At 63.5% G+C, this 13,281-nt stretch carries 10 protein-coding genes; 8 read left to right on the forward strand and 2 right to left on the reverse strand.

Translation table 11 applies throughout. The features are described from left to right. Positions 1-14: 14 nt before the first annotated feature. The 3 genes from OEG82_RS06960 to OEG82_RS06970 are packed head-to-tail and all read left to right on the forward strand — an operon-like array spanning position 15 to position 3,942. Positions 15-1,076 (forward strand): ketopantoate reductase family protein, encoded by a 1,062-nt coding sequence (locus OEG82_RS06960; protein ID WP_267611707.1) that lies wholly within the window; start codon positions 15-17, stop codon positions 1,074-1,076. Next, positions 1,067-2,782, forward strand: coding sequence for a M28 family metallopeptidase (locus tag OEG82_RS06965; protein ID WP_267611708.1), 1,716 nt, complete (start codon positions 1,067-1,069; stop codon positions 2,780-2,782). The genes OEG82_RS06960 and OEG82_RS06965 overlap by 10 nt, the downstream gene beginning before the upstream one ends. Further along, a complete protein-coding gene (locus OEG82_RS06970) occupies positions 2,779-3,942 on the forward strand; it encodes a M20 family metallopeptidase (protein ID WP_267611709.1) in 1,164 nt (387 codons plus the stop codon). The genes OEG82_RS06965 and OEG82_RS06970 overlap by 4 nt, the downstream gene beginning before the upstream one ends. 17 nt (positions 3,943-3,959) lie before the next feature. Here the strand turns inward: OEG82_RS06970 and OEG82_RS06975 are convergent, their stop codons facing one another. Both OEG82_RS06975 and OEG82_RS06980 read right to left on the reverse strand, forming a co-directional pair. Further along, a complete protein-coding gene (locus tag OEG82_RS06975; protein WP_267611710.1) occupies positions 3,960-7,082 on the reverse strand; it encodes an efflux RND transporter permease subunit in 3,123 nt (1,040 codons plus the stop codon). 16 nt (positions 7,083-7,098) lie between these two features. Next, positions 7,099-8,229 (reverse strand): efflux RND transporter periplasmic adaptor subunit, encoded by a 1,131-nt coding sequence (locus OEG82_RS06980; protein ID WP_267611711.1) that lies wholly within the window; start codon positions 8,227-8,229, stop codon positions 7,099-7,101. Between the two features lie 140 nt (positions 8,230-8,369). On the opposite strand from OEG82_RS06980, the gene OEG82_RS06985 reads away from it, so the two are divergent. From OEG82_RS06985 to OEG82_RS07005, 5 genes are all read left to right on the forward strand, one after another. Then, on the forward strand, positions 8,370-9,017 hold the full coding sequence (locus OEG82_RS06985; RefSeq protein WP_267611712.1) for a TetR/AcrR family transcriptional regulator: 648 nt from the start codon (positions 8,370-8,372) through the stop codon (positions 9,015-9,017). 249 nt (positions 9,018-9,266) lie between these two features. Continuing rightward, complete coding sequence (locus OEG82_RS06990; RefSeq protein ID WP_267614888.1) at positions 9,267-9,797, forward strand: 2Fe-2S iron-sulfur cluster-binding protein; 531 nt, start codon at positions 9,267-9,269, stop codon at positions 9,795-9,797. Beyond that, positions 9,794-10,771 (forward strand): FAD binding domain-containing protein, encoded by a 978-nt coding sequence (locus OEG82_RS06995; protein ID WP_267611713.1) that lies wholly within the window; start codon positions 9,794-9,796, stop codon positions 10,769-10,771. The genes OEG82_RS06990 and OEG82_RS06995 overlap by 4 nt, the downstream gene beginning before the upstream one ends. 1 nt (position 10,772) lies before the next feature. Beyond that, the gene (locus OEG82_RS07000; RefSeq protein WP_267611714.1) at positions 10,773-12,980 is read left to right on the forward strand and encodes a xanthine dehydrogenase family protein molybdopterin-binding subunit; all 2,208 of its coding nucleotides are present in this window, start codon (positions 10,773-10,775) and stop codon (positions 12,978-12,980) included. Between the two features lie 64 nt (positions 12,981-13,044). Then, on the forward strand, positions 13,045-13,275 hold the full coding sequence (locus OEG82_RS07005; protein WP_267611715.1) for a hypothetical protein: 231 nt from the start codon (positions 13,045-13,047) through the stop codon (positions 13,273-13,275). Positions 13,276-13,281: the final 6 nt, after the last annotated feature.

The raw sequence follows: 13,281 nt of genomic DNA on the forward strand, positions 1-13,281 counted from the left end.
GCAGGGATAGTTTCGTGGCTGATCAAGGTACCCGAACGCAGCACGGCCGGTCTGCATTGCAACCGGTGGTGATCTGGGGCAGCGGCGCAATCGGCGGCACAATCGGCGCAGTGCTGGCGAATGCCGGCCGCAAGGTTGTGTTTGTCGACGCCAGCGAGGAGCATGTGCGCCGCATTCGCGAGCAGGGACTGCATGTAGAAGGCCCTGTCACCACGCTTTCCTGCCGCGGCGATGCGGTCACACCCGACCAGATGACCGGCCAGTGGCCGCTGATACTTCTTGCCGTCAAGGCCCATCATACCGAACAGGCCACCCGGCAATTGCTGCCATTCCTCAGCGATGACGGTGCGGTTGTCTCCTGCCAGAACGGTCTGAACGAGCCGATGATTGGCGATATCGTTGGCCCGCAACGCACCATCGGCGCCTTCGTCAACTTTCTGGCCGACTATATCGAGCCGGGCCGCATCCTCTATGGCGGGCGCGGCGCGGTGGTGGTGGGCGAGATCGACGGCAGCTGTACAGCGCGTGTTGCGGCCCTGCATGACATGCTCAGGCTGTTCGAGCCCGACGCCGTGCTCACCGATGACATCTATGGCTATCTCTGGGGCAAGTCTGCCTATGGCACCTTGCTCAAGGCCTCGGCCATCGCCGACGCTTCCATTGTCGACTACATCACCGGTGCCGCCTATCGCGGCGTGTTGCTGGCGATGATCCGCGAAGTCTTGACCACCGCGCAAGCCGAGGGCATCCGGCCAAGACCCTTCAACGGCTTCGAGCCAGCGGTCTTTCTCAATGGCGATGCGGAAGCAGTTGCAGCTTCGCTGGAAGCCTTGCGCCAGTACAATGCTGCCTCGACAAAAACCCACAGCGGTGTCTGGCGCGACCTTGTGAAGCGCAAGCGCCAGACCGATGTCGCCGCGCAACTGAACCCGGTCCGCGCAATCGCAGCCCGCAATGCCATCCCCACGCCCCTGCTGGACCGGTTGATCGAACTGGTCGAAGATGTCGAGTCTGGCCGGCGCGCGGTCGGTCCCCAGACATTCGCAGCCCTCAATGAAGTTGTCCCATGCAAGTGAACTCAAAATTCCTGTCCGAGCTGGTCTCGGGCATTTCCGCCGACAAGATGATGGAGCATCTGCAAGAGTTCTCCCGCTGGCAGAAACTGGCCGGCAGTGACGGCGAGGCCCGCAGTCTTGGCTATGTCCGCAAGGTTCTCGATGGCTATGGGCTGAGCACGACCCTGCTGATGCATGACGCCTTCATCAGCCTGCCCCAGGCCGCCCATGTGGATTTCGACGGGCAACGTCTCACCTGCATCACCCATTCCATGGCCCTGCCGACCCCACCGGCCGGTCTCACCCGCCCGATCGTCGATCTCGGCGATGGTTCCCAGGCCGCGTTCGACGCGGCGGATGTGGCCGATGCGATTGTCCTGATCGACGGCATGGCGACACCGGAAATGGCCTTGCGCAGCCGCAAGGCTGGGGTCGCGGGGCAGATCCATATCAGCCCCTATGAGCATCTTCACGAGATGTGCCTGTCCCCGATCTGGGGCAGCCCCGACACAGAGACCGTGCAGAATCTGCCGGCCAGTTCCGCCGTCACCATTTCCCGGGACGACGGCACGGCGCTGCGCGCACGCCTGGCAGCCGACACCGGACTCGTCGCGACGCTCCACGCAAAGGTCGATACCGGCTGGCGCAAGACTCCCATTCTCATTGCCGATATTGACGCCGGCGACGCACCCGATGACGCGCCCTATATCCTGTTTTCGGGCCATCACGACACCTGGTACGAGGGTGTGATGGACAATGGCAGCGCCAATGCGACAATGATGGAAATCGCCCGCTGCATGGCGCCGCTGCGACAGGCGATGAAGCGCCCGCTGCGGCTGTGCTTCTGGTCCGGCCATTCACAGGGCCGTTATTCGGGATCGACCTGGTTTGCCGATACCCATTGGCACGAGCTGGAACGAAACTGCGCCGTGCATGTCAATGTCGATTCGACAGGTGGCGAAGGCAACACCCTGCTCAGCCGCGCCCCTGCCGCCACCGAGCTGTGCGCGCTGGCGCGAGAGGCGATTGCCGCGCATTCTGACCAGTCCCATGACGGCAGCCGCCTGGCGCGCAATTCGGACCAGTCCTTCTGGGGGATCGGCATCCCGTCCCTGTTCGGAATTCTCAGCTGCAAGCCGGCCGACACCGTTGGCGTGCGCAATGCGCTGGGCTGGTGGTGGCACACCCCACATGACCAGATCGACCACATCGACCCGGCGCTGTTGCTGCGCGACACGCGGATCTATGCCCATGCTCTGGCGCGCCTGGTTGCCGACCCCTGCCTTCCCTTCGACCTCGCCGCCCAGGCCGCGGACCTGGCCGCAACGCTCGCCGGGATCGGGCTCCCGGCAGGCCAGGATCAGCAATTGAACTCCCTGCTTGCCGAAGCTGGAGCACTGCAAGCTGAACTGACCGCGTTCCAGGTGCAACAGCCCGAAACGGAAGAAGCTTGTGTGCGCCGCGACCGCACGCTGATGCGGGTGTCGCGGCAGATGGTGCCGCTGGACTATACCACCGGCGACCGGCACCGCCACGACCCGTCCTTGCCATTGCCGAAATGGCCAAGCCTGGAACCGTTGCGCCGTCTTGCACAGGAAACGCCTGGCACGGATGCGTTCCTGCTGCGGCAGGGCCCCGCGATGCGCGCCGCCAACCGGATCCTGTCCGGCCTGCGCGCCGCCCGCGCCGAACTGGCCGCTGCCGGATCGGGAGGGTCTGTCGCTTGAGCCTAAATCCTTCCGTCCGAATCGGCGCAGACGACCTGAATCTGCCGGCGTTTCTGGGCGAGCTGCGCGCTTGGGTCGGGATTGAAAGCCCGACAGCAGACACTCCGGCCGTCAACAGGATGGTCGACCATGTCGAGGCGCTGACGCGGCAGGCAGGACTGTCGGTGTCACGCACGCCAGGGCGTCTTGGCCGCGGCGATCTTCTGACCGTGCGTCACGGCCCGCCACCCGCCCCCGACCGCAAGGGAGTTCTGGTGCTGGCTCATCTCGATACCGTCCACCCGATCGGTACGCTGGCCGGCGCCTTGCCGTGGAAAGAAGACGCCGCACGGATTTTCGGGCCCGGAATCTATGACATGAAATCCGGGGCGCTGATGGCGCTGGAAGCGCTCAAGCTTGCCCGTGCCGCGGGGCAGGGACCACAACATCCGGTGACAATCCTTTATGTTTCCGACGAGGAAATGGGAAGCCGTGCCTCCCGCCAGACGATTGAGCAGGAGGCCGACAACGCGCTGTGCGTGCTCGTTGTCGAACCCGCCCGTGACGGCGGCAAGATCGTTACCGCACGCCGCGGTTCGGCGATCTACGACATCACCATCAAGGGGCGCGCCGCCCATGCAGGCACCCGGCCGCAGGACGGGCGCAGCGCCATCCGTGCGGCGGCGCGGCTGGTGCTGGAGCTCGAAGCCCTCAACGATCCGGCCGCCGGTATTGGCGTTTCGGTGGGCACCATCAACGGCGGTACCACCCGCAACACCATTCCCGCCGAGTGCCGCATGCAAGTGGATGTGCGCCTGCCGGACGCAGCTGCCACCGGCGTGATCATTCCGAAGATCGAGGCGCTCAGGGTCGCCGATCCCGACATCGAAATTGAGATCGAAGGCGGTGTCACCCGCCCTGCCTATGCGTCCTCGCAAGCTGGAGAGCGGCTCTTCAGCCATGCCGCAGACTATGCCCGGATGCTCGGCTACGAGCTGGAGGCGATGACCAGCGGCGGTGGGTCTGACGGCAATTTTACCGCCGCACTCGGCATTCCGACACTGGACGGGCTCGGTCCGGACGGGGAAGGCGCACACACATTGGTCGAATGCATATTCCCTTGCTCCGTCGCCGCGCGCACGGCCCTACTCGCCAATCTCATGCTTGATCCCGGCTTCTGAGCCGCGTCAAACCGCGATCAGACTTCGGTCGGCGCCTTGACCTCTTCCTGCTTGGACTTGCGGCGGCGCGTAACCAGCACGAAGAACAGCGGCACGAACAGGATGCCGAGAACCGTGCCGGAGATGGTTCCGCCAAGCACGCTGGTGCCGATGGCATTGCGGCCGCCGGAGCCGGCGCCGGTGCTGATGACCAGCGGCAACACGCCAAGGGAAAAGGCCATCGAGGTCATGATGATCGGGCGGAAACGCTGTTGTGCCGCCTCCCGCACCGCATCGAACAGAGGCTCTCCCGCCTCGTAGCGTTCACGCGCGAACTCCACGATCAGAATCGCGTTCTTGCCGGTCAGGCCGACGACGGTGAGCAGGCCCACCTGGAAGAACACGCCGTTCTGGTAACCGCCGAAAAGGGTCCACAACAGCGCGCCGAGGATGCCCACCGGCATGGCGAGCATGACGGCAAACGGGATCGACCAGCTTTCATAGAGCGCGGCAAGACACAGGAACACGGCTGCCAGGGACAGGGCATAGAGCAAGGGCGCCTGGTTGCCCGATTCCCGCTCTTCCAGCGACAATCCCGTCCAGGATACGCCGAAGCCGGGCAGCTGCGCGGCGAGCTGTTCGATTTCGGCCATGGCTTCGCCGGTGGTCACGCCGGCCGCGGGAGATCCCTGGACCTGCATCGAGTTGACCGCATTGTAGCGGTTGAGGCCCTGCGGACCGAAGGTCCAGCTGCCTTCGGCGAAATTGGCAAATGGAACCAGCCCGCCGCTGGCATTGCGTACCTTCCATTTCGAGATGTCCGAGGGCAGGGCGCGCGCATCGGCCTCACCCTGGATGTAGACGCGCTTGATCCGGTCGCGGTCGATGAAGTCGTTGACATAGGTTCCGGCCCAGGCGACCTGCAGGAGCTGCGCGACATTGGTGGCGTTGACGCCCATTGCGCCGGCTGCGCGCCAGTCGATGTCGAGGTGATATTGCGAGGCGTCTTCGAGACCGGAAGGCCGCGCCGAAGCAATCAGCGGGCTCTGCGCGGCCATGCCGAGCAGCTGGTTGCGCGCAGCCAGCAATTCCTCGTGCGATTGGCCGTTGCGGGCCTCGAGGTAGAAGTCGAAGCCGCTCATGATGCCGAGTTCGGGGACAGATGGCGGCACGATCGGGAAGGCCATCGCATCCTTGATGCCCATGAAGGCGGGGAAGGCGCGACCGGCGATTGCCTGCGCGCTTTGTCCCGGCTCTGTCCGCTCCGACCAGTCTTTGAGGCGTACGAAGGCGAGACCCATGTTCTGGCCCTGACCGGAGAACGAGAAGCCGACCACGCCGAACACCGATTCGACATTGTCCTTCTCATTGACCAGGAAGTGGTTTTCAACCTGTTCGAGAACCTTCTGGGTGCGTCCGGCGGTGGCGCCGGTCGGCGCCTGGATCAGCGCCAGCAGGATGCCCTGGTCCTCGTCGGGCAGAAAGGCGGTCGGTGTCTGGATGAAGCTCCAGGCCATCAGGCCGACAAGCGCCAGGTAGATCACGCCGACGCGGAACGGGCGGCGGACGATCCAGCCCACTGTGCTGCCATAGCCGCCGGTGATCCGGTCGAAATTGCGGTTGAACCAGCCGGCAGGCCCCTTCTTTTCATGGTGCGCCGACTTGGCCGTCAGCAGCGTCGCGCACAGCGCAGGCGTCAGCGTCAGGGCAACCAGCACGGAGAGCGCCATGGCCGACACGATGGTGATCGAGAACTGCTGATAGATGACGCCGGTGGAGCCGCCGAAGAAGGCCATGGGCACATACACCGCCGACAGCACCAGCGCGATGCCGATCAGGGCGCCGGTGATCTGGCCCATCGATTTGCGGGTGGCCTCGCGCGGACTGAGACCTTCTTCCTCCATGATGCGCTCGACATTTTCCACAACCACGATGGCGTCATCGACCAGAAGTCCGATGGCCAGCACCATGCCCAGCATGGTCAGCGTGTTGATGGAGAATCCGAACAGCGCCAGAATGCCGAAGGTTCCCAGCAGCACCACCGGCACGGCCAGCGTCGGGATCAGCGTGGCGCGGAAATTCTGCAGGAAGACCAGCATGACGAAGAAGACCAGCACGATGGCCTCGATCAGCGTCTTGACCACTTCCTCGATCGAGATCTCGACAAAGGGCGTGGTGTCGTAGGGCACGACATAGGACACGCCTTCGGGGAAGAAGGCCGAGGCCTCCTCGATCTTCGATTTCACCAGTTCAGCGGTATCAAGCGCATTGGCGCCGGCGGCAAGGCGGATGGCCATGCCGGTGGCCGGATTGCCGTTGTAGCGCGCAATCGTGGAATAGTTTTCGGATCCGATTTCGACGCGGGCCACATCCTTGAGCAGCACGAGGCCGCCATCGGTTGCGGCGCGGACCACGATACCCTCGAAATCCTCCGGCGTCGTCAACAGCGACTGCGCGGTGATGGTGGCATTGAGCTGCTGGCCTTCAACCGACGGCAAGGTGCCGAAGGCGCCGGCGGAAATCTGCGCATTCTCAGTCGAAACCGCGTTCAGCACATCGCTTGGCGCCAGGCCGTAGGCCGCAAGCTTGACCGGGTCGAGCCAGATGCGCATGGCGTATTTGGCGCCGAACACCTGGACTTCGCCGACACCCTCGAGGCGGCTGAACTCGTCGACCAGATTGGTGTTGAGATAGTCGGAAAGGTCGGTCTGGTCGAGCGCGCCATCCTCCGAAATCAGGCCGATCACCATCATGAAGCTGGCCGAGGATTTCTGCACCGTCACACCTTGGCGCTGCACCGTTTCGGGCAACAGCGATGTGGCTTGCGACAGCTTGTTCTGCACCTGGACCTGGGCGATGTCGGGATCGATGCCTGTCTCGAAGGTGAGCGTGATCGACGCGGTTCCTGCCGAGGTCGAACTCGACGAGAAATAGCGCAGCCCGTCAAGTCCGGTCAGCCGCTGCTCGATGACCTGCGTCACCGTGTTGGCGATGGTCTGGGCCGAAGCGCCGGGATAGCTGGCATTGATCGAGATCGTCGGCGGCGCGATCTGCGGATATTGCGCGATCGGCAGGATCTGGATGGAGAGCACACCTGCCCCCATGATGATGATCGCGATCACCCAGGCAAAAATCGGCCTGTCGATAAAAAAGCGTGCCATGTCGATCTCCGCAAGGTCAGTTCTGTGCCGGGTCTTCGGCGCGTTCTTCGGGGGCGACTTTGGCGCCGACGGCAATCTTCTGGAAGCCTTCGACAATCACCTTGTCGCCGGCCTCGACACCTTCCGAGACGATCCAGTCGGACCCGCTGTCGCTGACGACTTCGAGGGTGCGCTGTTCCACGACATTGTCGGGCGTGACGACCATGGCGGTCGGATTGCCGCGACGGTCGCGCGACACGCCTTCCTGCGGGACAAGCACCGCATTGTCGATGACGCCCTGCGGCATCTCGACCTGGACATACATGCCCGGCAGCAGCATCTCGTCCGGGTTGGAGAACTGCAGGCGCAATGTCACCACACCGGTGAGTTCATCGACATGCGGTTCAGCCGCGGTCAGTTCGCCGGTCTGGTCGTAAGCGGTGCGGTCGGCCAGGGTCAGCTTGACCTTGGTGTCGACATTCGCACCTGCAGCCTTGGGGCCCTTGCGCTTCCAGCGGATGAGATCGGCGGCCGACTGGGCAACATCGACATAGACCGGGTCGAGCTTGCGGATCACGGCCAGCGGATTGCTCTGCCCGGAAATGACCAGCGCGCCCTGGGTGGTCAGCGAAAAGCCGATGGCGCCGGAGATCTGAGCGCGGATGGTGGTGCGGTCGAGATCGATATTGGCGGCCAGCAATTGTGCCTGGGCAACCTGCAGCGCCGCATCGGCGGAATCACGCGTGGTGACGGCCGTATCAACGGATTGCTCGCTGGCAACATTGCTCTTGCGCAGCTTCTCCATGCGTTCGAGCTCGCGATTGGCCGAATCCAGATTGACCTGGGCCTGGTTGACGGCTGCCTCGGCGGCCACGACCTGCGCCTCGTAGGTGGCCGGATCGATGCGGTAGAGGACATCGCCCTCCTCGACTTTCGAGCCTTCCTCGAAAAGCCGTTCGATGATGATGCCGTTGACCTGCGGACGAACTTCCGCAACGCCCGAAGCGACCACGCGACCGGGAAGCGTCGACGTCACCGTGACGGTCTGCGCCTCCACCGTGACGACTGTGACCGGGGTCGGCGGGCGTTCCTGCTGCTGCGCGGCGGCGACGGATGCCGTCATGGCGACGGCCAGGAACGTGTACAGAATGTGGGGCGTGAACCGCATCGAATATCTCCGGTGTATCGGAAGTGGCGCTTGGCGAACGCGTCCGCAGCAACTAATTTGGAAACCAGCGGGTTTTATAATTGCTTTTTTACTTTAAGCAAGCGCATTGCTGCAGATGCGAACATGGAAAGGAGCGATTGTTGTCAACATTTTGTGATAGCCAGCGGGGGCCGGGAAGGCCGCGACAGCTCGATGTTTCCGAACGCGAAGCGATCATCATCGACGCAGCGGAAAGGGTGATCGTGGCCCAGGGGCTTGCGGCAGCATCGATGACGGCGATCGCACATGAAGCCAGCATGTCCAAGCGCACCCTTTACGAAGTGTTCGAAAGCCGTTCGGCGCTGTTTGCCTCCATCATCCGCCGCATGCACAACAAGCTGACCCGCCCGCTTGCGCCGTGCGAATTCGATCTGCCGCTCGCCGAACGGCTGCGCCTGCTGATGACGCCGACCGGTGAAAAATTCACCGACCCGCTCCCGCTGGCGATCTTGCGCGCAGTCATCACCGAAGCCGGGAGGCAACCCGAGCTCGCCGCTGAGTTCATGCAGGAAGGGCCGCATGCGCTTTACGCCATGGTGCGCGAGGAACTCGACCGGTCAGTGGCCCGCGGCGAGCTCCGGATCGGCGATACCGCGGCCGCCGCCCGTCTTCTGGCGGACATGGCGCATGGCAATGTGCTCGAGCATCTGGTCACATCCCAGACCGCCTGCGAACGTCAGCAGGCCTATGAAAGCCGACTCGAGCTCGCCATCCGCGTGTTCCTCGGCGGCATAGCGGACGCCGCCTGAGCTCAATGCCGGGGCAGTCATGAATTGCCTTGATGCAGCACCCGGTACCGGAAGTCCTGTATGCCGCGGATGTGTTTCAGGCTCTGCAAACCGCCTCTTTAGGCGCAGATCAGACCTCATTCGATGGGCGAATGTCCGGCCACCCTGGCCCCGGGCGATCACCAATTTGCAAAAAAACTCGAGCCCGGGCGGAACGATCCGGGCCTTCGTGCGGTTTAGGAGACACTTGCCGGCGGATTTGCCGGTGTCCTGTTTGTCCGCCGAGGGAGATCCGCCTTGTATCCGTTACACCTGACAGTCAATGGCACGGCTCATGATGTCGAGGTCGATCCGCGCCGGACGCTGCTCGATCTGGTCCGCGAAACACTCAACCTCAAAGGCCCCAAGAAGGGGTGCGACCACGGCCAGTGCGGAGCCTGCACGATGATCGTCAACGGACGGAGGATCAATTCCTGCCTGTCCCTGGCGCTGACCCACGAGGGCGACCAGGTCACCACGGTCGAAGGTCTGGCCGATGGCCAGGATCTGCATCCGCTGCAGCAGGCCTTTATCGAAAAGGACGCTTTTCAGTGCGGATTCTGCACCTCGGGGCAGCTTTGTTCCGCGGCGGCCCTGATCGATGAAATCAAGGAAGGTTTGCCCAGCACGGTAACCGGCGATGGCCCGGTGACGCTGACGGCAGACGAAATCCGCGAGCGGATGAGCGGCAATCTGTGCCGCTGCGGCGCCTATAACAACATCGTCGAGGCGATCGATAGCGTCGCGGGAGAGCAGCAATGAAACCGTTCGAATACAGCCGTCTCGAAAGCCCGCAGCATCTCGCCACCATTGCAAATGGCCGGTTTCTCGGTGGCGGAACCAATCTGATCGATCTGATGAAACACCAGATCGAAACGCCCGACATGCTGGTCGATGTCACCCGCGCCGGCATGGACCGAATCGAAGAGCGCGACGGTGCCGTCGTCATCGGCTCGCAGGTCAGCAACACCAATCTTGCCGCCGATCCGCTGATCCGCAGCCGCTACAGCGTGCTGTCCTCGGCCCTGCTGTCGGGGGCTACCCAGCAGTTGCGCAACAAGGCCACCACCGGCGGCAACCTGCTGCAGCGGACCCGGTGCCAGTATTTCTATGACACCACGCGCGCCTGCAACAAGCGCGAACCGGGCAGCGGCTGCGACGCCCTGAATGGCCTCAACCGGTTTCACGCCATCCTCGGCGCCAGCGAGCACTGCATTGCCGTTCATCCCTCCGACATGGCCGTGGCAATGGTCGCACTTGATGCGGTGGTGCACACGCGCAATGCCGATGGCGCCGAGCGCCGCATTCCGGTTGCCGATCTGCATCGGCTGCCGGGCGACCGGCCTGATCTCGACCACGTATTGGAGGACGGCGAACTGATCGTCGCAGTCGAACTGCCCGGCACGCCTCCCCGACGTCAGGCCTACAGGAAGGTTCGAGACCGTGCCTCCTATGCCTTTGCCGTGGTGTCGGCGGCAGTGGTTCTGGACATCGACGACGGCGAGATGCGCAATCTCCGGATCGGTCTTGGCGGCGTGGCGCACAAGCCCTGGCGCGCCACCCGCGCCGAGGCCGCCCTTGAAGGCAAGGCGCCCGATGCGGCGCTGTTCATGCAGGCCATGAAGCGCGAAATGGCCGATGCCAGCGGTTATGGACACAATGATTTCAAGATGGCCCTGGCGCCGCGTGTCGTTGTCTCGATGCTGAAAGAGCTTACCGGGCTGGGAGAAAACTGAGATGCAAACTTCGACCAACACCCTCATCGGTGACGCGCTGAACCGCGTCGACGGCCCGGCCAAGGTCACGGGCACGGCGGAATATGCCGGCGATCACCGGATCGAAGGCGGCATCGCCGAAGGCTACATCGTTGAAGCCCCCGCCGGTCCTGGCCGGATCACCAGGCTTGACACGACGGCTGCGGAGCGCGCCGAAGGCGTGATCACCGTTCTGACCCACCGCAATGCCCCGGCCCAGAAACCCTATGGCACGCCTGAGGAAGAAGGCCGCTTCACCCAGTCGCATGCGGTTCTGGAAAATGACCAGGTGCGCCATTTCGGCGAGCCGGTGGCTCTTGTCATCGCCGGCACGCTCGAGCAGGCACGCCATGCGGCAAGCCTGGTCGAGATCAAGATCGAAAGCACCGAGGGCGTCTACAACCCGCTCGATCACCGCGACAAGGAAGAAAAGCCCGAAAGCGTTGACGGCCTGGACGAGGTCGACACGCATGACGGTGATTTCGATGCGGCGTTTTCCGCCTCGGATATTTCTGTCGAAGCCAGCTATTTCACCGGCGCCCAGCACTCCGCAGCCATGGAGCCGCATGTGACGGTGGCGCAATGGAAAAACGGCAAACTGACCATCCACATGGCGATCCAGATCATTGCCTCCGCCGTGTCGGCCTTTGCCAACACGCTGGGCATCGACGAAGAGAATGTCCGGATCATCTCGCCCTTTACCGGCGGCGGGTTCGGCTCGAAGCTCGGCGTGCACAATGAAGCCATCCTCGCAGCCCTCGGAGCGATTGCCTGTGGACGTCCCGTGCGCGTTGCACAAACCCGGCGCAATGTCTTTTCCAACGGGCCGCACCGTTCGCGCCATCTTCAGGAGCTCAAGCTCGGCGCCAGCCGGGACGGGAAGCTGAAGGCCATCCGGCATTACTCGCTGGCAGGCATGGCCCGCAACTATCCCTTCGCAGAAGCGCCGGCGTCGCCGACCCGGGCCAGCTACGCCGCAGACGCGATCCACACCATCCACCGGGTGGTCAAGGCCGACATCCCCAAGGTCGACAGCATGCGCGCCCCGGGAGAGGCAATCGGAACCCTGACCTTCGAAACGGCAATTGACGAGCTGGCGGAAAAATGCGGCATCGATCCGGTCGAATTCCGGGTGCTCAACGAGCCCGAAGCCGACCCGTCCAGTGGCGACGCCTTTGCCGACAGGCGTCTGGTCGAATGCATCAGGACCGGCGCCGAGAAATTCGGCTGGTCGGGCCGAGTGACGCCGGGCAGCCGGCGGGACGGCCGCAAGCTGATCGGTCAGGGAATGGCGGTGGCGATTCGCCCCAATACGCTCAACCCGTCTAGCGCCGAGGTCCGGCTTTTGCCCGATGGCAGGCTGACGGCCCGGCTCGACATGACCGACATCGGCACCGGAACCTACACCATCCTGACCCAGATCGCGGCGGAAACCCTGTCCATCCCCGCCGACCGCATCACGGTCGAACTCGGCGACAGCAGCTTTCCCGAAACCTCCGGCTCGGGTGGTTCATTCGGTGCGGCTAGCTCCGGTTCGGCGCTGTTTGCGGCCTGCAATTCGTTGAAGAGTGCACTGGGCGAGCGTCTGGCCCAGGCCGGCGTCGCCGCCAATGATTTCACAATCAAGGGTGACAGGATCGCTGTCGGCGACCGCGACATTGCGCTCGCAGATATTCTTGACGCCGACGGGCTGAGCGTTGAAGGCTCTGTCGATCCCGATGACTATGCAAATGGCAAGGCCGAATATTCCTATGGCGTGCAATTCGCCGAGGTCGAGGTCGATGCAGACACGGGCGAACTCCGCGTCCGCCGTCTGCTGGGTGTGTTCGACGCCGGGCGGATCCTCAACATCAAGACCGCACGCTCGCAGCTGATGGGTGGAATGATCTTTGGCATCGGCGGCGCACTGCTGGAGGAAACCCAGATGGATGACCGTTACGGCAGCTTCATGAACCGCGATTTCGCCGAATACCATATCGCCGTCAACCGCGATGTACCGGATCTGGAAGTCCACATGCTGGATGGTTTCTCCGAGCATTCCAATCCGTTGGGCAGCAAGGGCATCGGCGAACTGGGAATCTGCGGCGCGGGTCCGGCCATTGCCAATGCCATCTATGAGGCAACCGGCGTGCGTGTACGGAAATTCCCGATTCACCTTGAGGATGTACTCGATCAGCTTCCGGCCCAGTAGCCAGCCGGATCAGCGGAACCAGATCGCCGGTCCGGCGTTTGTCAAAGGAACGAAGGAGAACGTCATGCGGACCCGTACATCCATTGCCGCCCTGATCGCGCTGCCCGTCAACGCGGTGCTGTTCGGCTTCGGCGCTATCGCAGTCCTGTCGATCCCGGCGCTTGCCGAACACGCCAAATATCTGCTTCCGGCAGTGATTCTGGCCGGATTTGCGGCCACAGCCCCGATCGCCTGGATGCTGGCGCCGCGGTTGCGCGCCCGGCAGCATCGCTCCGATCTGCCCCGCAACGCCTGAACAGGC

Source organism: Hoeflea ulvae (assembly GCF_026619435.1).
Taxonomy (GTDB): Bacteria; Pseudomonadota; Alphaproteobacteria; order Rhizobiales; family Rhizobiaceae; genus Hoeflea; species Hoeflea ulvae.